This window comes from Sphingomonas sp. Leaf5 (genome assembly GCF_001421155.1).
GTDB lineage: Bacteria > Pseudomonadota > Alphaproteobacteria > Sphingomonadales > Sphingomonadaceae > Sphingomonas.
Window position 1 is genome coordinate 20186 of sequence record NZ_LMJZ01000006.1, and the last position, 23508, is coordinate 43693.

16 protein-coding genes and 4 pseudogenes are annotated in these 23508 nt (G+C 63.7%); 13 read left to right on the plus strand and 7 right to left on the minus strand.

Annotated elements, in window-relative coordinates; translation table 11 throughout:
• The first annotated feature begins 46 nt into the window (after positions 1-46).
• Both ASE50_RS06195 and ASE50_RS06200 read left to right on the plus strand, forming a co-directional pair.
• Positions 47-712 (plus strand): response regulator transcription factor, encoded by a 666-nt coding sequence (locus tag ASE50_RS06195; RefSeq protein WP_200909514.1) that lies wholly within the window; start codon positions 47-49, stop codon positions 710-712.
• A complete protein-coding gene (locus ASE50_RS06200) occupies positions 702-2135 on the plus strand; it encodes a sensor histidine kinase (protein WP_056397198.1) in 1434 nt (477 codons plus the stop codon). The genes ASE50_RS06195 and ASE50_RS06200 overlap by 11 nt, the downstream gene beginning before the upstream one ends.
• 24 nt (positions 2136-2159) lie before the next feature.
• On the opposite strand, the gene ASE50_RS06205 is transcribed toward ASE50_RS06200, so the two are convergent.
• Together ASE50_RS06205 and ASE50_RS06210 are read right to left on the minus strand one after the other, a co-directional pair.
• The gene (locus ASE50_RS06205; RefSeq protein ID WP_235512218.1) at positions 2160-5084 is read right to left on the minus strand and encodes a TonB-dependent receptor domain-containing protein; all 2925 of its coding nucleotides are present in this window, start codon (positions 5082-5084) and stop codon (positions 2160-2162) included.
• A gap of 394 nt (positions 5085-5478) precedes the next feature.
• Positions 5479-6318, minus strand: coding sequence for a hydroxypyruvate isomerase family protein (locus ASE50_RS06210; protein WP_056397201.1), 840 nt, complete (start codon positions 6316-6318; stop codon positions 5479-5481).
• A gap of 560 nt (positions 6319-6878) precedes the next feature.
• On the opposite strand from ASE50_RS06210, the pseudogene ASE50_RS18180 reads away from it, so the two are divergent.
• Positions 6879-7636: pseudogene (locus tag ASE50_RS18180) on the plus strand (IS5 family transposase).
• Positions 7637-7777: 141 nt separating this feature from the next.
• Positions 7778-8236, plus strand: a complete 459-nt coding sequence (locus ASE50_RS06225) for a GNAT family N-acetyltransferase (RefSeq protein ID WP_056397204.1) — start codon at positions 7778-7780, stop codon at positions 8234-8236.
• A gap of 402 nt (positions 8237-8638) precedes the next feature.
• Here ASE50_RS06225 and ASE50_RS06230 read toward each other — a convergent pair whose 3' ends face one another.
• Positions 8639-9643: an AraC family transcriptional regulator gene (locus tag ASE50_RS06230; RefSeq protein WP_055998366.1), complete on the minus strand. Its 1005-nt coding sequence runs from the start codon at positions 9641-9643 to the stop codon at positions 8639-8641.
• A 206-nt stretch (positions 9644-9849) separates the two neighbouring features.
• On the opposite strand from ASE50_RS06230, the gene ASE50_RS06235 reads away from it, so the two are divergent.
• The 3 genes from ASE50_RS06235 to ASE50_RS06245 all read left to right on the plus strand — a co-directional run bounded on the left by ASE50_RS06235 (position 9850) and on the right by ASE50_RS06245 (position 13704).
• Positions 9850-12678: a tandem-95 repeat protein gene (locus ASE50_RS06235; protein ID WP_056397206.1), complete on the plus strand. Its 2829-nt coding sequence runs from the start codon at positions 9850-9852 to the stop codon at positions 12676-12678.
• Between the two features lie 237 nt (positions 12679-12915).
• Positions 12916-13410, plus strand: coding sequence for a class I SAM-dependent methyltransferase (locus ASE50_RS06240; RefSeq protein WP_082438846.1), 495 nt, complete (start codon positions 12916-12918; stop codon positions 13408-13410).
• Between the two features lie 12 nt (positions 13411-13422).
• Complete coding sequence (locus ASE50_RS06245) at positions 13423-13704, plus strand: hypothetical protein (RefSeq protein ID WP_156347404.1); 282 nt, start codon at positions 13423-13425, stop codon at positions 13702-13704.
• Positions 13705-13933: 229 nt separating this feature from the next.
• Here ASE50_RS06245 and ASE50_RS06250 read toward each other — a convergent pair whose 3' ends face one another.
• Positions 13934-14821 (minus strand): LysR family transcriptional regulator, encoded by an 888-nt coding sequence (locus ASE50_RS06250; RefSeq protein WP_055998375.1) that lies wholly within the window; start codon positions 14819-14821, stop codon positions 13934-13936.
• A 95-nt stretch (positions 14822-14916) separates the two neighbouring features.
• Here ASE50_RS06250 and ASE50_RS06255 point away from each other — a divergent pair, with 95 nt between their 5' ends.
• Both ASE50_RS06255 and ASE50_RS06260 read left to right on the plus strand, forming a co-directional pair.
• A complete protein-coding gene (locus tag ASE50_RS06255; protein ID WP_056397212.1) occupies positions 14917-16020 on the plus strand; it encodes an aldo/keto reductase in 1104 nt (367 codons plus the stop codon).
• A gap of 41 nt (positions 16021-16061) precedes the next feature.
• A complete protein-coding gene (locus ASE50_RS06260) occupies positions 16062-17099 on the plus strand; it encodes an NAD(P)/FAD-dependent oxidoreductase (RefSeq protein ID WP_321163365.1) in 1038 nt (345 codons plus the stop codon).
• Between the two features lie 56 nt (positions 17100-17155).
• Here ASE50_RS06260 and ASE50_RS19210 read toward each other — a convergent pair whose 3' ends face one another.
• Positions 17156-19387 carry a glycoside hydrolase family 3 N-terminal domain-containing protein gene (locus tag ASE50_RS19210; RefSeq protein ID WP_268794918.1) on the minus strand — a complete coding sequence of 744 codons (2232 nt, stop codon included), beginning with the start codon at positions 19385-19387 and terminating at the stop codon, positions 17156-17158.
• On the opposite strand from ASE50_RS19210, the gene ASE50_RS06270 reads away from it, so the two are divergent.
• Entirely contained in the window at positions 19333-20292 is a 960-nt protein-coding gene (locus ASE50_RS06270; protein WP_056397219.1) for an IS481 family transposase, read from the plus strand. The two genes, ASE50_RS19210 and ASE50_RS06270, sit on opposite strands and share 55 nt — an antisense overlap.
• On the opposite strand, the gene ASE50_RS06275 is transcribed toward ASE50_RS06270, so the two are convergent.
• Complete coding sequence (locus tag ASE50_RS06275; protein ID WP_156347405.1) at positions 20233-20907, minus strand: fatty acid hydroxylase family protein; 675 nt, start codon at positions 20905-20907, stop codon at positions 20233-20235. The genes ASE50_RS06270 and ASE50_RS06275 overlap by 60 nt on opposite strands.
• Positions 20908-21110: 203 nt before the next feature.
• Between ASE50_RS06275 and ASE50_RS06280 the strand changes: the two genes are divergently transcribed.
• The 3 genes and pseudogenes from ASE50_RS06280 to ASE50_RS19445 form a co-directional block, all read left to right on the plus strand.
• Entirely contained in the window at positions 21111-21977 is an 867-nt protein-coding gene (locus ASE50_RS06280) for an AraC family transcriptional regulator (protein ID WP_056397223.1), read from the plus strand.
• A gap of 149 nt (positions 21978-22126) precedes the next feature.
• Positions 22127-22611 (plus strand): annotated as a pseudogene (locus ASE50_RS19440) (IS3 family transposase); the annotation flags it as partial.
• A 10-nt stretch (positions 22612-22621) separates the two neighbouring features.
• Positions 22622-22792 (plus strand): annotated as a pseudogene (locus ASE50_RS19445) (ATPase); the annotation flags it as partial.
• On the opposite strand, the pseudogene ASE50_RS06290 reads toward ASE50_RS19445, so the two are convergent.
• A pseudogene (locus tag ASE50_RS06290) lies at positions 22778-23493 on the minus strand (IS5 family transposase); the annotation flags it as partial. The pseudogenes ASE50_RS19445 and ASE50_RS06290 overlap by 15 nt on opposite strands.
• Positions 23494-23508 lie beyond the last annotated feature (15 nt).

Sequence of the window (23508 nt, forward strand, 5' to 3'; positions counted from 1 at the left end):
CGTACGCATCGAACCTGTCAGCCACCTTTCACCGCATTGGTTTCCGGTGCGAATATTGATCGTCGAGGACGATGCCCCGCTGGCGCGCAGCATCGCCGCGTTGCTGCGCAGCGCCGGCCACGCGGTCGATCCGGTCGCGCGCGGCGAGGACGCGCTGATCGCCTTGGCCGACGAGCCGTATGCGCTGGTCATCCTCGACGTCGGGCTGCCCGATATCGACGGGTTCGCGGTGTTGCAGGCGCTGCGCCGGCGCGGCGACAAGGTGCCGGTGCTGATGCTGACCGCGCGCGATGCGCTCGACGACCGGGTGCGCGGGCTGGATCTGGGTGCCGACGACTATCTGCGCAAACCCTTCGCGCCCGAGGAACTGGAGGCACGTATCCGCGCGCTCGGCCGCCGGCGCGGCGGTGATCCGACGCCGGAACTGGTGATTGGATCGCTGGTGCTCAACCGGTCGACGGGACAGGCGCAGATCGGCGATCGCGTGCTCGACCTGCGGCGGCGCGAATGGGCGGTGCTCGACGCGCTGGCGGCGCGTGCCGGACAGATCGTGCCACGCGAAACGCTGCAATCCGAAGTGTTCGGCTATGACGATCCGGTCGGTCCCAACGCGATCGAGGTGAACATCACCCGGCTGCGCGGAAAGCTCGCCCCCGATGGGCCGGCGATCCGCACCGTGCGCGGCGTCGGGTATCTGCTCGATGCCGGCTGAGCGTCCTGCCGGCACCGAACACCACCGCGGCCGGGCACTGGCACTGCGCACCCGGCTGCTCGCGGCAATGCTGGCACCCCTGCTCGGCATCGCGGTGCTGCTGGGGCTCACCGGGGCGACGCTGATCGCCGATGTGGTGCGGCGGACCAACGACCGGGTGCTGGGCGGCGCGCTGGGCGCGGTCGCCGAAACGGTGCAGGTCGAACGCGGCGAGGTGACGATGGACCTGCCCGCCGCCGCGTTCGGGATGCTGGAAAACAGCGAACGCGACAATGTCTATTACCGGATCGCGGTCGGTGACCGGCTGCTGACCGGCTATGCCGGCCTGTCGGCCCCGCGCATCGCCGATCTGGCGATCGATACGCCGCGCTTCCGCTATGCCAGTTATCGCGATCAGCCGATCCGCATCGCCGAGGTGCGTCGCGACCTGCCGCGCATCGACGGGCCGGTGATCGTGCAGGTCGCCGAGACGCTCGACGGACGCCACGCGCTGCAACGCCGGCTGCTGGTCGCGCTGCTGCTGGGCGAGGTGTTGCTGGTCGGCGTGGCAATGCTGCTGATCCGCCCGGCGCTGGGCTGGAGCCTGCGTCCGCTCGCCCGACTGCGCGGCACGGTGGCGGCGCGCGACACGCGGGCGACGCCCGACCTGTCGCCCCTCGATACCGGTCCGCTCCCGGTGGAACTACGCCCGCTTGCCGAGGCCTTCGACCACCTGCTAGCCCGCCTCGACACCGCAACGGCCGGCATCCGCCGTTTTACCGCCGATGCCTCGCATCAGATGCGCACGCCGCTCGCCGTGCTGAAGGTACAGGTCGCGCTGGCGCGGCGCGGCGATCCGGCGGCCCTTGGCGAGATCGTCGATGCAGCCGACCGGCTCGAACGCCTCGTCACGCAACTTCTGGCCCTTGCCCGCGCCGAGGAAGCCGGCGCATCGCCCCCCCGCGAACGGGTCGATGTGCGCGAGGTGGTGGTGGCCGTCCTCAATCGTCGGATCGGTCAGGCGATCGAGGCGGGGGTCGACATCCATCTCGATGCGCCGGAAGCCGACGTGGCGATCGCCGGCCACCGCACGCTGTTGTTCCAAATCCTGTCGAACCTGCTCGACAACGCGATCCGCTATACCGGCGATGGCGGCATGGTCACGATCGGCATCGCCGAGGCTGGCGGCAGCGTGACGCTGAGCGTCGCCGATAACGGGCCCGGCCTGCCCGACGACGATCTCGACCGGGTCGGACAACGCTTCGTGCGGCTAGCGACGAGCGCGGGGCGCGAAGGCAGCGGCCTGGGCCTCGCGATCGTTCGCTCCGCCACCCAGCGCCTGGGCGGCCGGATCGAGTTTCGCAATACCCGACCAGGTTTCCGCGTGACGCTCCACTTCGACGATGTCGGGACCGACCGCATCGCTGCGATCGGCCCCGACTGACGCTGGACGCATCGACGTTTACGCTCAGAAGCTGAAGTTCGCCCCTGCGCTGAACGCCCGGCCGACCAGACCGGCATAATGCCAGCTGCTCAGATAGTTCGGATTGCTGGTATAGGCCCCCGATGCGAGCGGTGCCCGGTTGTTGGTCACGTTCTGGACGTTGACGAAGAAGCGGAACTTGTCGTTCACCGCCACCGCCGCGTTCAGGTCGGCATAGATGAACGGCCGGATATAGCATTGCGCGGTCAGCGCCTTGCTGCACGACAGGTCGATCACCCCGTTGACGTCGGGGATCTGGTCGGCGGCAACCTGCTTGATCCGGCCGACATAATAGGTCGTCGATGTCAGCGCGAAATTGCCGATTTCGACCGAGTTCTGCCAATTGCCTCGGGTGCGCGGCGTACCGCCGCCCGACGACAGCTGGTACGGCCCCAGCGTACCGGCATATTTCTGTACCACGCCCGCCGGGGTCACGAGGTTGAGATTGATGACCTGCGTGATGTCCAGCCGGCTGATCAGGCGTACCCGGTCCGACAGCGGAAGGTTCAGGTTCGCCTGCATGTCGACGCCCGAGCTGACCTGATAGTTCGCGTTGACATAGGGCACGTTGAACACGAGCAGGCGGGGCAGGGCGTTGGGGTTGTTGGGATCGGGCGCGTCGATGACGTTGCACCGATAGCCGTCGCCCACCGCCGCGAGCGCGGCACAGCCGGCAGTCGCGTTGGTCTGCTCGTAATAGGCCTTGATCGCATTGGCGCGCAGCGGGCCGCTGATGATGAGGTCCGACTTCTTGATGTTGTAATAGTCGACGGTCAGGTTGAACCAGCGCACCGGCTTGAAGATGGCACCGGCCGAAAAGCTGCGCGAGACTTCGGGCAGGATGTCGGGATTGCCGGTCGAACCGCCGCCGATGTTATAGGTGGCGGTATAGGCCGTGTTGCCGGGATGCGCCGCGATGAAGCTGGCCGGCGGCGTGAACGACGAGAAGCCCGAATAGCTGCTGGCCGGGTTGTTTTCGGCAAAAGTCGGCGCGCGGAATCCCTTCGAATAGGTCGCGCGCAGCGAGAACTGGTCGATCGGCATGAACTTCATGCCGACCTTTGGCGAGAAGCGGTTATAGCCCTGCGAATAGCTGTCGTAGCGGCCCGACACGTTCAGGTCGAATTCGCGGAAGAACGGCGCGTCGATTTCGAAGAAGCCGGCGGTCACCGTCTGACGGCCCTGCGCCGACGACGTGTTCAGCCCGTAATAGCTGAGGTCGCGGTTCTGGTTGCGGTTCATCAGCGTCTCGCGACGGACCTGGAAACCGACACCGGCGTTCAGGTCGCCGCCGGGCAGCACCATCACCGACTTCAGCAGCGAACCGCCGATCGTCGCGACCGTCGAATAGGACGGCGTGGTGCGGTCGGGCGAAATCTGAGCGCGCACCTCGGCGGTGTTCTGCTGCGGGTTGACGAAATTATAGCTGCCGGTGTTCACCGCGTTCAGCAGGCCCTGGATATTCAGGAACCCGCGCTGCGTGACGCTGAAATTGTCGCGGGCATAGACGCCGTTCAGACGGAACTTGAAACCGCCGCCCAGATCGCCCGAGATGCCGGCCGTCGTGCGGAACACGTCGACATAGCGGTGGCTGTTCGCCGGGATGTCGCCGAACGAATAATAGATGCGCGCCGCCCCCTGACCGGGATTGTTGGCAAAGGCGGCGGCATAGGGGTTGTTGGGGTTCAGGCGTCGGTCGGCCGCGGTCGCGCAATTGACGCCGGCCGAGCAGACATAGACCGGCAGGACGATGCCCGGGCTGCTGGAGGCGAGCGCCGCCGACCCGCCGAACGGCTGCGTCTGGCGGATGCCGGTCGGCGCGCCCTTGATGTCGACTTCGGAATGCGAATAGCTGCCGCTGGCGAACGCTTCGAAACTGTCGCTCAGGCGGATGCTCAGGCGACCGGTGGTCGAATAGCGTTGCTGCTGCGGCTGGATGATCGAATATTCGTCGGGCAGGTTGTGGGCGCAGCCCGTTCCCTGCGCCGCCGCCGTGTTCACCGTATAGGTGCCGAACGGGCAGGAACCGGGATTGAGCAGCTGATACTGGTTGGACAGCGGGGCACCGACCTTGCCCGACAACGGGTTGTTCAGATCGCTCTGGCTGACCCGGACCACGACCGCCTGCGGGTTCTGCGCGACCAGCGATTCGTCGTTGAGGTTGCGGTCGGACAGGCCGCTTCGCCGCAGGTCGAGCGTGTTGAAGGGATAGCCGCGCGAGTTGTTGGTGATGTACGCGTCGTAGGTGTATTCACCGTTCAGGTAGAAGTTGAAGCCCTGTTCGCGATAATCGCCATAGCCGGCGGTCATCGTGGCGCGGTAGCGCGAGCCGTCCCCCTTTTCGGTCGTGCCGCCCTGCATCGAGCCTTCGACGCCCTGGAACTGCTTCTTGCTGATGAGGTTCACGACGCCGCCGATCGCGTCCGCGCCATAGGTCGACGACGCGCCGTCCTTCAGCACCTCGACCCGGTCGACGACGCTGAACGGGATCGAGTTCAGGTCGACATAGGCATTGTGCCCGTCATCGTTCAGCGGAAAGTTCGCCGAACGAAGCCCGTCGATCAGCACGACGGTCGATGAAACGCCGAGGCCGCGCAGCGACACGGCGGCACCGCCGGCCGAAAAGCCGTTGCGGAACCCGGTCGAGATCGAACCGGCGCTGTCAGCGGAAACCGAACGGATCGCGTCCTGTACCGTCGTGATGTTGGCGCGTTCGAGCGTCTCCGACGTCAGCACGGTCACCGGCGAGATCGAGCTCGCGTTCGAATCGCGGAACAGCGTACCGGTGACGACGATGGTCGCGGGCGGCCCGGCATCGACGGGCGCTTCTGCCGCGCCATCGACCTGCGGCACCGCTGCGGGATCGGCGGTGGTAGCGACCGGTGCCGGCACCGCTTGCTGCGCATGCACCGGAAAAGCCGTCGCGGTCAGTAAGGCAGCGGTCGAGATCCCGCAACGCAAGGTGGCGGATACCGAGTTGAACAGATGCACCGAGAATTTCCCTCAAATAACGCGACGGATGTACCGCCTGTCCCCATGCGTCGTTCGTCACGACACGGTGGACCCGTTATTGCCGGGGTCGTTACCAACGCTTTAAGGACCCAAGGGATTGTGAAAACAATTTTTTGTATGTCGCCCTGCCGCCGGACGCGTCTGCCGTTTCGGACGGCTTGTGCGGGAGGTGGCGCGCAGGAACCGCCGCGATAGGACGCGTTCGAAAACGTCGCGGCATCGATCGTGCATCGGCACGGCGGATCACGTCCGGCGTGACGTCAAGGAAACGGGAACGAAACCATCCCGCCGCTCACACCGTGCAGGTACGCACCGCCTGAGCCAGCGCGGTCAACGGATCGCCGACGGGCACGAATTCATGCGCGAAATAACCGTCGAATTGCAGATCGGCGATGCTGCGGGCGACCGCCTGCCAGTTCACTTCCTGCGTCGCGTCCAGATTGTGACGCCCCGGCACGCCGCCGGTATGGAAATGGCCCAGCCAGCGGATGTTGTCGCGGATGGTACGGATCAGGTCGCCTTCCATGATCTGCATATGATAGATGTCGTAGAGCAGCTTTACGCGCGGCGAATTGACCTCGCTGGCGACGCGCACCCCCCATGCGGTGTGGTCGGCCATATAGTCGGCATGGTCGACCTTGCTGTTGAGCAGTTCGATGCAGATCGTCACGCCGTGATCCTCGGCGATCCGCTTGACGCGGTTCAGGCCGATGACGGCGTTCGCCGCACCTTCCTCGTCCGACAGGCCGCGGCGATTGCCCGAAAAGGCGATGACGTTGGGCACGCCCGCCTTCGCCGCCTGCGGGATGCCGACGCGGAACGCCTGCTCGATCGCCGCATGGTTCTCGCGGCGGTTGAGGCCGTTCGCGATCGTCATCACGTCGGCGGCATAGCCCATCGTGCAGCGCAGCCCGTAGCGGCGCGGCACGTCATATTCGGCGGGCTGCAACAGGTCGATGCCCTGCAGGCCCATGCCCGCCGCCGCCGCGCACAGCCGGTCGAGCGGAATATCCTGGTAACACCAGCGGCTTACCGACTGTTTGAGCCGGCCGGCGCTGACCGACGGCGCGGGCATCGCCGCCGTGGCACCGAGCGCGAGGGAAGAGCCGAGGACGGTGCGCCGATCAATCATCCGCGAATGCTATGACAAAATCCGCAGGCGGCAAAGGACAAAGCAGCAGATGCGCCGCCTTGCAATTCGGTCGGTTGAACCGCTGACCGAGGCTGGAGCCAAATCCGATAAGACTTATTATGTAAAATATAATGAGTTTGGGTCATAGCTTAGGGCAACTCGCATTGCCCGGCAACGCGCTCATCGTCCAGTGTGCTACGATAATGGAACTACTTGAGAAAGCTTGCTTTTATACCCGAAAATTGGGCGGGGCGACCACTGTCGTCGAAAGCACGAATCTTGGGTGTTGACGTCCAAATTGGTATAAGCAAGGCATTGAAAATGAAGTATATTTTAGATGGGGATTTTGCAGATATCCCTGAAACAGCATAGCTTCGTGCTTTCAACGACAGTTGCTGGCGTGCTTGTGGTAACAGTCGTGCTGGACCAGTCGTGATGGTCTGCGACCGGGCAAGTTGGACTGGACACGTTTAAAACGACGTTCAAGGTTGATCGCCTTGGGGTCAAGACCCATTGATGTGAGCGTCGCGATCTGATTCAGGCTCCGCAAGGAGACCGGGATGAGTGACCTGTTTTGGCTGACGGACGAGCAGATGGAGCGGCTGCGGCCGTTCTTTCCCAAGAGCCACGGGAGGTCGAGGGTAGACGATCGGCGGGTGCTGAGTGGCATCGTATTCGTCAATCGCAATGGGCTGCGCTAGCGAGATGCGCCCGGCGAGTACGGCCCGCACAAGACGCTGTACAATCGGTGGAAGCGTTGGGGCGAGGCCGGTGTGTTCACGCGAATGATGGAAGGTCTGGCTGCAGCTGGCGCCGAGCCGCAGACGGTCATGATCGACGCAACCTACCTGAAGGCTCACCGCACGGCATCGAGCCTGCGGGTTAAAAAGGGGATCTCGGCCGCCTGATCGGCCGCACCAAAGGCGGCATGAACACCAAGCTTCACGCCATCGCCGATGCGAACGGGCGCCCCTTGAGCTTCTTCATGACCGCGGGCCAGGTCAGCGACTACACCGGCGCGGCAGCGCTGCTCGATGACATGCCGAAGGCGCAGTGGCTGCTTGGTGATCGCGGCTACGACGCCGACTGGTTCAGGGACGCCCTCCAGGCCAAAGGCATCCAGCCCTGCATCCCAGGCCGCAGGTCGCGCAACGAACCGGTCCGGTACGACAAGCGCCGCTATCGGCGTCGCAGCCGCATCGAGATCATGTTCGGCCGCCTCAAGGACTGGCGCCGGGTCGCCACCCGCTACGACCGCTGCCCCACCGCCTTCTTCTCCGCAATCGCCCTCGCTGCCACCGTCATCTTCTGGCTGTGATCAACGAGTCCTGACCCTAAGGGGTCGGACGCCCCCCCCCCATTGGAAGCGAGTTTCGGGAATGCTGGCTTCAATTCCCAACACGGATTATCGACTATCGTGCCGTCGCCGTTCCGGTCGTCGTCGGACGGATAAACCGTTGTGGAGTCGCCGTCGTTGATTGTTCGCCAAGCCACCATTGCTGATCTGGACACGCTGGTGCCGTTGTTCGACGCCTACCGCCAGTTTTATGAGCAACCGTCCGACCTGATCGGCGCTCGATCTTTCCTGTTCGATCGCTTCGAACATCAGCAGTCGATCATCCTGCTGGCTTGCGAGGAAAGCGGGGCTGTCGGTTTCGCACAGCTATTTCCGTCATTCTCGTCAGCCAGGCTCGCGCGCACGTTCATCCTCAATGACCTGTTCGTCTCGCCTGACGCGCGCGGCATGGGCGCTGCACGCGCCTTGCTGGATGGGGCATGTGAGTATGGTCGGAACGTCGGCGCAGCGCGGCTTTCGCTCTCTACCGCTGCCACCAACACGACCGCCCAATTCCTTTATGAAAAGGCCGGGTGGACACGCGACAACAAATTTTACGCTTATGGCATCCCGTTGACCTGACACGTGGACGCTTCTCGTTTGGGAACTTGTGAAATGAAACCGGCTGCGCCTGTCGCGCTGACGGACGCCTGCGAGTTGCACTTTCTCGGAACTGACACCTGGAGACAGAGAACCGGGAAGCTAGGAGCCTCCCAAGGCGATGGGTTTCGGGAAAGCCACTGGCATCGGGGGAGCGGGCAAGATTGGTCATGCGGCGGTCGGCCGCTCAGCGGCTGCGGAGACCCAGTTGCAGACGTTCGGGTCGCCATTAGCGGTGACCAAAAGCGGACGCTTGTTCATGGACCTGATACGTTCGCTCGCTGCTGTGCGTTTCATCTCTCAGGGTCGTGCTGCCAGGAGTGGGATCCAGGGTTTCCACCAACGCCTTGGGGGATCGCCAATGGGATTGGCAGTGATTTTGGCTCAATCCGGTTGCGTAGTCTTTTCCGCGAGCAAGGTAGCGCGCATATCGGACGGAGAGGTACCGTAGACGCGACGGAACAGCTTGGTGAAGTCCGAGGCGCTGCTGCCAAATCCGGCAGCTCGTGCCAGATCCTGGATCGGCGCGGTCGGTGAACTGCGTAGCAGCTGGAGGAACGCGCGCAGGCGGTGGTCGCGCAGATAGGTGGCGATCTTCAAACCCTGGTCCGCAAAGGCATCGTAAAGGCTGGTGCGCGATACGTTGAGCATCGCTGCGATCTTCGCGGTGTTCAGTTCAGGGTCCGCACTGGCGGTGGCGATGATCGTCTTGGCCCGGGCGACCAGATGGCTGCGTTCCTCGGCAGGGCTGGCCTCGGCCTGCCGGATCATCGCGACGGCAACGTCCGCGGCGGTCGTCAAGGCGATGTCGAACGTGGCTGGCGACACGTTGCCGAGCGCGTCGACCATATAGCGAACATGAAGGGCGAAGAGATCGGCCAGTTCGCCGCCTGTGAACACCCGCCCGGCAATGCCGGCGAGCCGCGCCGTATCTACAGCCGCCGTTACCCTCGAGCGCGCCAGAAAGATCGCGACGACATGCCCCGGATAGTTGCGCATGACGTGCGGCACCGAGGTATCGAGGGTGAAGACGGCACCCTCCTCGACGTTCAGAAACTGACCATCGGTTTCGACCTCGACCCGGCCATGGCTGATGAAGCAGACCAGCAATCCGTCCATGCTGTCGGCAGCATCGTCCTCCTTGCGCCGCCCGGTCATGCCGGGGTTGCGTGAGATCGCGTGCAGGAAGGCGGCGCTCGATCCGGCGAACCAGCGCATCGTCGTATCGACCGGTTCGCCGTTAAAACTGACCGGCGGGATGCGACGATACAGGAACGCGTTCTCCAGATAGTCCTCGACGCCCGGCGGTGCCTTCAGGCTATCGATCTCCGCCGCCTCGAAATGCTTGGCGCGCCACGGGCGGTAACGGTCGGGTTCGGTCGGCTCCATCGCGGCCGGACCATAGCGTCGTGCGCGAGTAGCGCATGAGGCATTTTGTCCACAACTATAGGCATTTCGTCCGAATACTGCCGACGCGATTACCGATCCGGGACGAATGGACGAAATGCCTGGTGTTCTGGACGAATGGCCAAGCGACGCATGGTTACCCCGAAGGTAAGGCTGAGGCCAACATCAGTCCACAGGGGGCACAGGTCATGGCTTTGGGCAATAACGGCACGCTGCGCACGAACAGTGCGTTGCGCGAGATCGTCAATAACAATCAGGCCGACATCATTATCGGTACCGATGCGGCGGAAGCCTTCAGCTTCACCGATCTGAACGGCGGCCTGTCCGGCGACGACACAATCCGCCAGTTCGGCAAGAACGACGTGCTGCTGAACTACCGCTCGATCTATGACGGCAATGCCGACAACTTGATCGATCTGGGCTCGAACGGTCTGCTCGACATCGATCGCGCCGGTCCCAAGCGTGCCGGCCCCGACCAGATCAAGCTCGAGGGCTTGGGCGGCGGGGCGCTGCGCTACCTCGGCGACAAGCAGGGCTATTCGGTCTATGCCGATGCCAGCGTTCGCCTGACGGGCTTGACCGAAGGCACGGTCAACAACGACAGCTTCGATGCTGCCAAGGGCGGCAAGGCGTACAGCTTCCTCTACGATACCGCGCTCGGGCTGAACCTCGGCGGGGACACGATCCGCAACTTCGGTGCCGATGACCGCATCGTCACGACGACGAAGTTCTTCGACGGCGGCAACGCCAACGGCACGATCGGGACGGGTGCGAACGGCGTGTTCGACCTTTCGGGAACGAGCGTCAGCATGCGTGGTGACGACGGCGTCGCCAATGGCGGACAGATCGATATCGTCGGCGTCTCGGCATTGTACCTGCTGTCGACCATGAGCGTGAACGGCGTCACCTACTACAGCTACGGTTCGCCCCCGAACACGCCCCTACCCCCGGTCAATCGTGCGCCGACCGCACCGGCGACGGCGACGCTGAGCGTGCAGGAGGATGGCCGCACGACGTACAGCGTCATCGGTGCCAGCGACCCCGATGGCGATACGCTGAGCTACACGGTGGCGGCGGGCGATCAGCCACGCCATGGAACGCTTGTCGCGGGCAGCCAGGCCGGCAGCTTCGACTATACGCCCAACCCCGACTTTGCCGGCGAGGATAGCTTCACCATCACGATCAGCGACGGGAAGGGCGGCACCACCCAGCAGCGGGTAACGACCACCGTCACGCCGGTGAACGACGCGCCGACGGCAGCGGCCAGCGTTGCGGTGACGACCAGTGAAGACACCGCAACCGCTGCCACCCGGATCGGTGCGACCGATATCGATGGCGACACGCTGACCTATTCGATCAAGGTGGGCAGTACCCCTGCCAAGGGAAGTGTCGCCTTCGACCAGCGGGCCGGTACCTTCGTCTATACCCCCAACGCCGACCGCAACGGCGCGGACGCCTTTACGATCGTCATCAGCGACGGCCAGGGCGGCACGACCGAACAGCGTGTCGACCTCACGATCACACCGGTGCAGGACCGGATCGCCAACATCGACTTGAACGACATCGCCGCCGGCAAGGGCGGGTTCAAGATCATTGGACAGACGACGTTCGACAACGCCGGCAGCTCGGTATCGGACGCCGGTGACATCAACGGTGACGGGCTCGCCGACCTGATCATTGGGGCGCTGGGCAACGATGCGAACGGTCAGAACAGCGGTACAGCGTACGTCGTGTTCGGCAAGACGGACAGCGTTACGGTCGACCTGAACGCGGTTGCCAACGGTACCGGCGGGTTCAAGATCGCTGGCCAGGCGGCATTGGACAACGCCGGCAGCTCGGTATCGAATGCAGGCGACGTCAACGGTGACGGGCTTGCCGATCTGATCGTTGGATCGGACAGCAACGATGCGAACGGTCAGAACAGCGGTGCGGCGTACGTCGTGTTCGGCAAGACCGACGGTACCACGATCGACCTGAACGCGGTTGCGAACGGCACCGGCGGGTTCAAGATCGCTGGGCAGGCAGCATTCGACTACGCTGGCGTCTCGGTATCGACCGCCGGCGACGTCAACGGCGACGGGTTCACCGACCTCATCGTCGGGGCGTACCTCAACGATGCGAACGGTAGCGACAGCGGCGCGGCGTACGTGGTGTTCGGCAAGACCGATGGCGGTGCGATCGATCTGAACGCGGTTGCCAACGGCACCGGTGGGTTCAAGATCGCTGGGCAGACGGCAACCGACTTAGCCGGCATCTCGGTATCGAACGCTGGCGACGTCAACGGCGACGGGCGCGCCGACCTGATCGTCGGAGCGTACAGCAACGATACGAACGGTCGCAATAGCGGAGCGACATACGTGGTGTTCGGCAAGAAGGACGGCGGTACGATCGATCTGAACGCGGTCGCCAACGGCACCGCCGGGTTCAAGATTAGCGGACAGGCAGAAGGCGACTTTGCCAGCAACTCGGTATCGACCGCAGGCGACGTCAACGGCGACGGCCTCACCGACTTGATCGTCGGCGCGTTCTACAACGATGCGAATGATCAGAATAGCGGTGCGGCGTACGTCGTGTTCGGCAAGACCGACGGTACCATGGTTGATCTAAACACGGTTGCCAACGGCATCGGCGGGTTCAAGATCGTTGGGCAGGCGGCATTCGACTACGCCGGCGTCTCGGTATCGCACGCCGGTGACGTCAACGGCGACGGACTGACCGACTTGATCGTTGGAGCCTACGACGGTGCGAACGGTAACGACAGCGGCGCGGCGTACGTCGTGTTCGGCAAGAAGGACGGTACCACAATCGATCTGAACGCGGTTGCCAACGGCACCGGCGGGTTCAAGATCGCTGGGCAGGCGGGAGCCGACTTTGCCGGCATCTCGGTATCGAACGCCGGCGACGTCAACGGCGACGGGCTCGTCGACCTGATCGTCGGAGCAACCGGCAACGATGCGAACGGTAACGACAGCGGCGCGGCGTACGTCATTTATGGATCAAGCGACTGGCTGATCTAAGCGTGTCGATATGCTACCGCTGGAGACATATTTTCCGGCGGTAGCAAGAAATTCGAGTAATCAGATTGGGAATCTGACCCAAATTCGGTCATTCATGGCCCCTTTCGCACTAACCAAGTTCGGACACTCGTTCATCGCATAAAAATTGGGTCTGCCGTCCCGCGTCGTGTCCGCGATTGTCTGAACCCGCTGGACAGCTGCACTTGGCACGCGCCCCACGATCTGTATCGTGAGACAATGTCTCACTCACCTCTGCACTCCCCGCTCAATCCAGCCAATGTTCCCAGCGCACGCTTCTTCGCCGACATCGGCATAACTCCCGGTGCGCGGGTACTCGATGTCGGTTGCGGCAATGGTGACCTCAGTCGGTTTGTGGCTGGGCTTGCCGGGCCAGGCGGCGAAGTCGTGGCGATCGACCGGAGCGAACAGGCGCTGGCGGTAGCGCAAGCGACCGACACGGACTTGGGTGTCGCGCACATCCAGTACCGGGCGGTCGATCTTTCGGGTGACTTGCCCGATCTCGGCCGTTTTGACGCGATCGTCGGCCGTCGCGTTCTGATGTACCTACCCGATGCCGCCAAGGCACTGGAGCGACTAGCGACGATGGCCAATCCTAATGCCGTCTTGGCATTTCAGGAACATGCACGCACCGCCCTTCCCGCAGGACTTGGGCACCTCGCGTTGCACCGCCAGCTTTATAACTGGAACTGGAGCACAGTTGCAGCAGAATGAGGGGATGTGCGGTTGGCGCTACGGCTCGCCGAACTGATGCAGCAATTGGGGCTTTCGGTTGAGGAGGCGCGCGGCGAGGCCATCCTGATCAACCCTAACCAGCCCTCCTTCCTGCCAACACTCACGCAGGCGATGCTGCCGCGAATAGTCGAGCGAGGTATCGCGACCGTGGAGCAGATTGACCCGGACACGCTGGCGGAGCGGATAGAGGAAGAGCATCGCGCTGCGGGTGGTGTGATCGTTTGGGACCTCGCCTTCTTAGTCGCGGCTCGCGCTCAACCTGTCGCTCGCTGAAAAGTCCGCCTTGAGGCAGCTGGGAGCGAGCTGAACGAGGAAATGCTGCCCGGCAGACTTGCGGCCACGAGGACCCACTTCCAAACGTTCGGGCCAGCCTTCCCGTTTCCCAACTCCAGACACTCATTCATGCCCTCGGGACTTCGAAGCTGACGGCGACGTTCCCCAACGAAGCGCCCCGTGGTCCTGACCATCAAATGCCATTGATCTTATCAAAGCACGCTTGCGATCAGACGCGCATCGCCGCGACAAAGGCCTGGAAAGCGGCAGTCGGTTGGCGGCGGCTCGGATAATAGAGGTGGTTCGGCGCCAATATGGGTGCCCAGCCAGTGAGCACTTCAACCAGCGTACCGTCGGCCAGTGCTTGCGCGGCGTGCGGTAGCGGCAGGCAAGTCACGCCCAGCCCTGCCACCGCGGCGTCGCGCATCACGTCGATATCGTTGGTGATGAAGTCGCCGCGGACCGACCGTTCCACCGTCCGGCCGTCCCGCTCGAATTCCCATCGATGTACGACGCCAGACGACGTGTACCGATAACACAGGCACCGATGCGCGACGAGATCGTCGGGATCGGCGGGTGCGGGATGGTCGGCGAGGTAGACCGGGGCGGCAACGAAGACGAGTGGCACCGTTGCGCTGATCCGTACCGATATCATGTCGGCCTGCAGGGTCTGCGCGTGCCGGACCCCGCAGTCGAAACGGTCCGCGACGATGTCGACGAACCCGTCGTCGACCACCAGTTCAACCGCGATGTCGGGATAGGCCCGCGCAAAGTCAGCCAGTCGCGGCAGGATGACGTAGAGCGCCGCGACCCGGTGCGCACTGACCCGGATCCGCCCCGCCGGTCGTTCGCGGGCGTTATTCAGGTCGGACAGCGCTTCCGCGACCGAAGCGATCGCCGGCCTCAACCGCGCCAGCAGTTCCTCGCCGGCAAGCGTCGGCGCCAGCGACCGGGTAGTACGGTCGAGCAGCCGGACGCCCAGTTTCGTTTCGAGCGACCGCATCGCATGGCTCAAAGCCGAGGCGGACAATCCAAGACGCGTCGCCGCTCGCGCGAAGCTGCCAGCCTCGACGATCGTCTCGAACACCGCGAGACCGGACCAAAGATCGCGATCCATTCCTGAACATCCTTCAGCAACCCATGCGCCGCAAATGATCTAATCCTCACGCCGTCCGGCGTCCATCTGGAGACCACACACTGCAGGATGCGATCATGAATCTCGACACCTATCGCCCGCTCGGCCGCTCCGGCCTTCTCGTCAGCCCGCTGGCACTCGGTACGATGACCTTTGGCACGCCACGATGGGGGCTGGACGAGAGCGGAAGCCGCGCGGTGTTCGATAGCTACACCGATCTTGGTGGCAATTTTATCGACACCGCCGACGTCTACGCAGGCGGGCGATCGGAGGAGATGGTCGGTAGTTTCGTCGCCGCGCAATCGTCGCGCGATCAGCTGGTGATCGCGACGAAATCGGGGTTTGCAACCGGCCGCGGCTATCATGCAGGCGGCAACGGCGCGCGCCACATCCTGGCGTCCGTCGAAGGATCGCTCCGCCGACTCCGGACGGACTTCATCGACCTGTACTGGGTACATGTCTGGGACGGCATAACCCCGCCCGAGGAACTGCTGCGGACGATGACCGCGCTCGTCGCAGCGGGCAAGATCCGCTACTGGGGTATATCCAACACCCCGGCCTGGTACGTCGCCGAACTCGCGACGCTGGCGCGGATCCATGGCGATCCGGCGCCGATCGGCCTGCAATATTTCTATTCGCTGGTCGAACGCGGCGTCGAAGCGGAGCACCTGCCGCTCGCGCGATCGGCGGGCATGGGTCTCGTGCCCTGGAGCCCCCTCGCCTATGGCCTGCTCACCGGCAAATACGACCGCACGACCGTCGAGGCGGGTCCGAAGCGCGCAGGCGGCGTCCCCAACCAAGCCGGGCAGGAAGACGCAGCGCGGCCCGCCAACGACAAGCGGCTCGATGGCGACAATCCGTTCGGCGACACGCTGTTCACCGAGCGCAACTGGCAAATCCTCGACGAACTGAAACGCGTCGCCGCGGAGATTGACGAGACGCCGGCGCGCGTCGCGCTGTCCTGGGTGGTCGGGCAGCCTAGCGTCACATCCACGCTGATGGGTGTGAGCCGGGCGGAGCAGGTAACCGACAATGTCGCCGCCCTCGGCCTTACCCTGTCATCCGATCACCGTGCGGCGCTCGATGCGGTGAGCGGTGGCAACCTGTCGTTTCTATACGGCCTGTTCGCCCCCGCCATGCGCAATCAGGTCGTCTTCGGCGGCGGAGACATTCGAAGTTGAACCGTCATCCTGGAGCCGATCGCCCAAGACGAAATCTGCGCGTGGTCGGCTCCAATCGACAAACTCCGCGTTTGAAACCGTCCGGTCTACAGCAAGTTCGTTTGCCGAACGCCGGCACGGGGATAGTCATGCGGATCGGAATCATCGGGGCGGGAATGGCGGGCCTTTCGTGTGCGCAGACGCTTCGTCATCAGGGTCACAACGTCATCGTGTTTGACAAGGGGCGCGGGCCGGGTGGCCGCATGTCGACCCGCCGCATCGACACCCCGGTGGGGGAGGCCGCATTCGATCACGGCGCGCAATATCTGACGGCACGCGATCCCGCGTTCGTCGCGCAGGTCGAGCGCTGGGCGCAAGACGGCCATGTCGCTCGCTGGTCGCCCGCTGGCCCGGATGCGTGGGTCGGGACGCCGGCGATGAGCGCACCGATCCGTGCGATGGCGAACGGCGGCGACGTCCGCTGGAACACTGCCATCGACACCCTGACCTATGATGGCGAATGGTGGATCGGTAACGAGCGGTTCGACGCGGCGATCGTCGCGGTGCCGGCCGAACAGGTCGCGCCCTTAGTCACCGCCCACGATGTCGCATTGGCCGATGCAGCCCGTTCTGCATTGTCCGATCCGTGCTGGACCGTCATGGCAGCATTCGACGGTCTTGTACCTATCGATCACGATCGGCTTACGGATCTCGGCATCATCGGATCCGCTGTCCGCAACTCGGCCAAGCCAACTCGGACTGGACCGGAGGCCTGGGTCCTTCAGGCCAGTGCCGATTGGTCGCGCGCGCATCTCGAAGACGAACCGGACACGGTACAACGCGCGCTTCTCGCGGCGTTCGCGGATAATATCGGCGCCGAATTGCCTGCCGTCATCGCGACCAGCGTTCATCGCTGGCGGTATGCGAGGGTCGAAGCGTTGAACCACGGCGCGATCTGGAACGCTGATATCCGGCTAGGCGCCTGCGGCGACTGGCTTCTCGGACCGCGGATCGAAGCTGCCTGGCTGTCGGGACAGCATCTCGCGGAGTTCGTCGGATCGACAAATCGGGCTGTTTCCAAACAGCATGTCCGATGCTGAGACCCAGAACCCGCCGTTCAAACAGATTTACCGCAGCCCGAAAATCGGCCTTTCGTTCATTTTTTTCTACCACTCCAACTAACCCCGGGCCGGGGAAGACCGGCAACCGAAAAGGTCGCGTACGCTTCAGCACTCGAACTTGCGCCGACGTAGAGATCGAACGTGCCGGGATCGATCACCCAGCCCTTCGCGGCACTGCTCCAGTATTGGAGGCTGCGTTCGTCGAGTTCGAAGCGCGCCGTCCGCTGCTCGCCTGCGCGCAGCGATACGCGTTCGAACCCCTTCAACTCGCGGACCGGACGCGACGCTCGGCCCGATCGCTGATGAACATAGAGCTGCACCACTTCGTCCCCGGCGCGGGTGCCGCGATTGGCCACCGGCACCGACACGACGACGCGTCCGCCGGCACCCATGGTAGCAGTATCGAGCACCGGCGCACCGATCTCGAAGGTCGTGTAGCTGAGCCCGTAACCGAAGGGAAATTGCGGCGTGGAGGGAATATCCCAATAGCGCTTGCCCTGATCCTTGGGCGCATGGGTCGTGTTGTGCGCGTAATAGATCGGCACCTGCCCGACGCTGCGTGGCCATGTTACCGGCAGCTTGCCGCCGGGATTAACGTCGCCGAACAGCGTGCGCGCGATCGCGGTGCCGCCGCGCGTGCCACCATACCAGGCGTGAAGGATCGCCGGCGCGCGCTCGATCACCGCCCCCAGTTCGAGCGGACGGCCGCTCATCGTCACGACCCGCACCGGCTTGCCGGTCGCCAGCATCGCTTCGAACAGGCGCAACTGGTCGCCCGGCAGCTTCAGGTCGGAGCGTGAGGCCCCCTCGCCGCTCATATCCTCCGCCTCGCCGAGCGTCAGGATGATCAGATCGGAACGCCTGGCGAGCGCCACCGCGCGATCGAACTCGCTTGCCGCGCGGGCCGCGTCCCAACGCGGTTCGGGCTTCGCCGCGCCGGGGATGGTGATCGCTTCGAACATCGACGGCACGTCGCGCTTGAGTTGCACGCCTGGCGCAGTCTCGACGGTCGCGGCCGACCCTAGCCGATCGCGGACGCCCTCGAACACCGTCACTGTTTCGGGCAGGTCGTACTGGAACGCCCAAGGTCCGAGCATGTCACGCTTCGAATTGGCCATCGCCCCGATCACCGCGACCCGCTTGTGTGCGCCCGCCACCAGCGGCAGGGCACCGCCCTCGTTCTTCAGCAGCACGAACGAACGCTCGGCCGCGGCCTGCGCCTCGGCGCGATGGGCGGGATCGGCCAGAGTCTTTTTGGCTTGCGCTTCGTCGACATAGGGGTTTTCGAACAGTCCCATGCGGAACTTGCCGATCAGGATGCGACGCACCGCACGGTCGAGCACCGCCTCCTTCAGCTTGCCCGCTCGCACCGACGCCGCCAGCGTCTCGGCGGAAGCGGCGGGGCCGAACGACATTTCCATGTCGTTGCCGGCATCGATGCTGCGCACCGCCGCATCGGCTTCGTCGCGGGCGAAATGCTGGATCACCTGGTTCTTGGTGCCGTTGGCGTCGGACACGACCCAGCCGTCGAAGCCCATCTGATCGCGCAGCACATCGGTCAGCAGCCATTTGTTGCCGACCGCCGGCACGTCGTTGAGGTCCATGTAGGCGCTCATGACATTGCCTGCGCCGGCCTGCACCGCCGCGGCAAAGGGCGGCAGGATGACGTTGTAGAGCTGCGGTTCAGAGATATAGACGCTGTCGTAATCGCGTCCGCCTTCCGCCGCGGCATAGCCCGCGAAATGCTTGGGGCCAGAGACGATGTGACCGGGCGCACCGATCGCCGGACCCTGAAATCCCTTCACCTGCGCGCGTGCCATCGCCGAACCGAGGAACGGGTCCTCCCCCGCCCCCTCGACGATGCGGCCCCAACGGGGATCGCGGGCGATATCGACCATCGGCGCGAAAGCCCAGTGAATGCCGACCGCGCGCGCCTCGGCAGCGGCAACCGCCTGCGCCCGCTCGACGCCGGCCGGGTCCCATGATGCGGCATTGGCGATCGGTACCGGAAAGATCGTGCGGAACCCGTGGATGACGTGATACCCGAAGATCAACGGCACCTTCAGCCGCGTCTCCTCGACCGCCACGCGTTGCAGCCGGTTGATGACGGCGGGGTCGGTGACGAACAGCAGCGATCCGACCTTGCCCCCCTTAGGTGTTTGATCCCACGGTTTGATGGTGCGATCCTTTCGTTGGAATGGAAGGAAGCCGTATGGGACAAGTTCGTCACGGGAGCGCCACGACCACGCACGCCGTCCGAGCAGCAATACAGCGATCGCAAGCTTCGCTCTCGACGCTGAGCCGTGAGTTGGGGATCAACCCGAAGACCGTCGCGAAATGGCGTAAGAGGGCGACGGTCGAGGACCTGAAGACCGGCCCGAAGGCCCCTCATTTCACCACCCTGTCCGAGGCCGAGGAGGCGATGGTTGTGGCGTTCCGGCGCCACACACTGCTGCCGCTCGACGACTGCCTCTACGCGCTGCAGCCATCGATCCCGCACCTGACCCGCTCAGCGCTGCATCGTTGCCTCCAGCGGCACGGCATCTCCCGCCTATCAGACGTCGAGGGCGACAAGCCGAAGCGGCAGCGCTTCAAGCGCTACCCGATCGGCTTCTTCCACATCGATATCGCTGAGGTGCAGACTGCCGAAGGCAAGCTCTACCTGTTCGTCGGTATTGACCGCACCAGCAAGTTCGCCGTCACGCAGTTGGTCGACAAGGCTGATCGCCGAACAGCATGGGAGTTTCTCGAACATCTGCTGAAAGCCGTGCCGTATCGCATCCACACCATCCTGATCGACAACGGCATCCAGTTCGCCGAGCAGCCCCGCAACCGCAACACCGCCTGGTCGCGTCAGATGCGCTTCGACATGATCTGCGAGGCCAACGACATCGAGCATCGGCTCACCAAACCGAACCATCCCTGGACGAACGGCCAAGTCGAGCGGATGAACCGCACCATAAAGGAGGCGACCGTCAAACGCTTCCATTACGAGAGCCACGACCAGCTCCGGACGCACCTCGCTGACTTCATGGCAGCTTACAACTTTGCCCGCCGGCTCAAGACGCTTAGCGGGCTCACACCCTACGAATACATCGCAAAGATCTGGACGTCAGAGCCAGACCGGTTCATCGTCAACCCGATCCACCAGATGCCGGGACTGAACACCTAGGACATGATGCTTTGCGTGCATGCGTCGCACAGTATTGATTAGCGGTATTCTACGCAGCCACGGATAATCCTTGTCCTCGAGATGAGAGAGCGTGTGAAGGCCTTCATACAGGAGGTAATAGGAGGCCATCGACACCATGATGATGAACCCAGCGTTCTTCGAGATCAGCCACCCCGCGAGAAGCGCGAAGGGTAACGCGGCGACGAGGAAGGCGATCGAAGCGAGCGGCGGGAATAAGAGCGCACGCCACTCCTTATGGCCCTTGTAGGACAGGTCATGATGGGTGAAGAACTGGTGGTGGACGGTCACGTGGCGCTTGTAGACCGCTTCGAGTCCCGGGATCGGCCGATGCATAATGTAGCGGTGCGCGGCCCATTCTATCCAGTTTCCTAGCAGAAGGATTGGCACGATCATCGTCCATTCCAGGACGGTCGGGGGGACCATTCGGGACAGGCAGAAGGCGATCGTCCCAACCGTCACGACGAGCGTCTTGAGCAGGTGGATCTCGCCACGGTAGCCATGCGGCGTTTCGTCGACGAACTGTTTCCGAATGTATTTCTGGCGCTGTCTTTCGCGTGCATCGCGCTCGCGCGACTGAAACTGAACTTCGATCATGAGCATCTCTCCTTCGACCTACCCGCGCGTTCGACGCGCTGGGATTTTCGAAGAACAGCAGATCGGTCGCGGGAATGCTCGCTCCCCAAAGATTGCGATTTATCGGATCGGATGATTTTTTTGAGATTGCTGCTGGCTCGGGCGCGTGGCGGATGCCAGAAGATCATCATGACAATGGGCCCTGATCCGCCTCGGGAGGCAGCATGACATCCGCCCTCGCGATCGCGCAGGGTGTGTTCGGACGCGTGGCGTTGCTCGACATGAATACGGCGCTAGTCGGACATGCGCATCCGCATTGCCACATCCTCTTCAAAGCGAGCGGCGCAGACCAGGTTTTCGTCGTGGGCTCGACGCGCGTACCGATGACCGAAGACACCGCGGTGCTTGTGAATGCGTGGCAGCCGCATCGGTACACGCCGCTTGATACCAACGCGCACACGATCTTTCTCGCCCTTTACCTGAAGCCAGCGTGGCTTGCGAGTCTCGAACGGGCGTTCATGACGTGCAACCGCCCGGGCTTCTTTCCGCGGCCGGGCATCGTCATCGGCCCGACGATACGGCGACGTGTCCGGGACCTTATCGAGATGCTACGGGCGGAGCATCACGATCCGTCCCTTATCAGTGAAACTATATTCACGCTTGCGGCGGAAGTCATGCAGGGCACCGCAGCGACGGGGCTGGTTCGCGACACGGCTTCGCAATACGGGTTCAGCGATTATCGCATTCGGCGTGCCATCCGTATGATGCACGGCATCGATGCACCGCTGGGGCTGGAGCAGATCGCGCAGCGCGCAGGGTTATCGCGGCCGCACTTCAACCAGTTGTTCCGCGCTTGCACAGGCGTCAGTCCCGGTATCTACCACGCCTCGTTACGGCTTGAGTTCGCTGTCAACGATCTCGGCATCGCACGCCGGCCAATCAATCTGGTGTCTGACGCACTCGGGTTCAGTGCTCAAAGCAATTTTACCCGCTTCTTTCAGCAGCACGTGGGCGTCGTGCCGAGCGAGTTTCGTCGAGTTGCGGAAGCTTTGAGAAACGATGGGCAACAGCCGGAATTCCATGCAGGGTGATCCTTCCATCGTTTAAAGTATGGCCCTGCGCCTACTGACCAGACCGAACGAAACCGGCGCCTGAGAGGTGCGCTCGGAAAATTTGCACAGCGGGGATAAGTGGATTGCTGATCTGACAGCGGCGATACTGGCCGTGAGCAGGAGGCAAGATGAGCAAGCGACCGCGCCGGAACCACAGCCCGGCGTTCAAGGCGAAGGTGGCACTGGCTGCCGTGAAGGGCGAAAAGACACTGGCCGAATTGGTACAGCAGTATGACGTGCATCCGAATCTCATCAACCAGTGGCGGGCGCGACTGCTGGGGGGCGCGGCGGACGTGTTCGGCGCGGAACCCATCGCAGCCGAGCCTGCAGTGGACATTACGGTGCTGCACGCGAAGATCGGCGAACTGACGCTGGCGAACGATTTTTTGGCTGGTGCGCTCGGGAAGGCCGGTCTGTTGCCGAGCGCAAGGCGATGATCGACCGGGGTCATGCGCTGCCGCTGATTGTCTAGGCGCGGCAGCTCGGGATCAGGCGCGGCAGCATCTACTATATGCCGCGCCCTGTACCGGAGGTCGACCTGGCCATCATGCGACGGATCGACGAGTTGCACCTAATCTACCCGTTCTCGGGCAGCCGGATGTTGCGCGATCTGCACCGGCAGGACCACCGCCCTGAAACGCAAGCGTACGACGATGGAGATCCTGACCGACCTGCTGCGTGCCGAGGCAACCCACCGCCATGCAGCGTCGGTCCGCTACCGAATGTCGGCCGCCAGGCTGCCCGCGGTGAAAGACCTCGACGCCTTCGTCTTCGACGGCATAGTCTTTGACGAGGCGTCGGAAGCGTGTTGCCCAGGCGAATGACCGTTCGACGACCCAGCGGCGCGGCAGGAGGACGAACCCGCGTTTGGCCTCGGGCAGTTTGACGATTCCCAGCGCGATGCCATGGGCGGCTGCGGCCTTCACGGCACGTTCGCCCGTATAGCCCTGATCGACATACGCGATGTCGCCGGTATCGCCCGTGACGGCCTGCACGGTGCGTGCGAGGCGTTCTACTTCGCCGCGATCCTCGGCACTGGCTGGCGTCACATGCAGCGCGAGCAGATGCCCCAGCGTATCGACGGCCATGTGGATCTTCGACCCTTTCTTGCGCTTGCCCCCGTCATAGCCTGCGCGCTCGTCACTCTCGGGCGTGGAGCGTAACGTCCGGCTGTCGATGATCGCGGCAGTCGGCTCGGCTTTGCGGCCCGCCGCCAGGCGCAGTACCGAGCGCAGGTCATCCACCAGCGCCTCGAAACACCCCGCCACCAGCCAGCGTTGCGTCTGCTGGTACACCGCCGCCCAAGGCGGCAGATCATTGGGCATCCACCGCCACGGCGCGCCCGTCTTCACGATGTAGCGCAGGCCGTTGAATACTTCGCGCAGATCATGCTCCCGCTGCCCGGCATCCTCGCGCTGAACAGCAGGTATGGCGCGATCAGCGACCATTCCTCATCGCTGATATCGGACGGATATGGCTTGCAGCAAATGCTCATCCAATACCGGATGAA

What these genes read in the sequence shown, in the direction of transcription:
- ASE50_RS06255 (WP_056397212.1), top strand. Translation starts at nt 14,917, where the DNA reads ATGAATCTCGACACCTATCGCCCGCTCGGCCGCTCCGGCCTTCTCGTC.
- ASE50_RS06230 (WP_055998366.1), bottom strand. Translation starts at nt 9,643, where the DNA reads ATGGAGCCGACCGAACCCGACCGTTACCGCCCGTGGCGCGCCAAGCAT.
- ASE50_RS06275 (WP_156347405.1), bottom strand. Translation starts at nt 20,907, where the DNA reads ATGATCGAAGTTCAGTTTCAGTCGCGCGAGCGCGATGCACGCGAAAGA.
- ASE50_RS06250 (WP_055998375.1), bottom strand. Translation starts at nt 14,821, where the DNA reads ATGGATCGCGATCTTTGGTCCGGTCTCGCGGTGTTCGAGACGATCGTC.
- ASE50_RS06280 (WP_056397223.1), top strand. Translation starts at nt 21,111, where the DNA reads ATGACATCCGCCCTCGCGATCGCGCAGGGTGTGTTCGGACGCGTGGCG.
- ASE50_RS06270 (WP_056397219.1), top strand. Translation starts at nt 19,333, where the DNA reads ATGGGACAAGTTCGTCACGGGAGCGCCACGACCACGCACGCCGTCCGA.
- ASE50_RS06200 (WP_056397198.1), top strand. Translation starts at nt 702, where the DNA reads ATGCCGGCTGAGCGTCCTGCCGGCACCGAACACCACCGCGGCCGGGCA.
- ASE50_RS06210 (WP_056397201.1), bottom strand. Translation starts at nt 6,318, where the DNA reads ATGATTGATCGGCGCACCGTCCTCGGCTCTTCCCTCGCGCTCGGTGCC.
- ASE50_RS06235 (WP_056397206.1), top strand. Translation starts at nt 9,850, where the DNA reads ATGGCTTTGGGCAATAACGGCACGCTGCGCACGAACAGTGCGTTGCGC.
- ASE50_RS06240 (WP_082438846.1), top strand. Translation starts at nt 12,916, where the DNA reads ATGTCTCACTCACCTCTGCACTCCCCGCTCAATCCAGCCAATGTTCCC.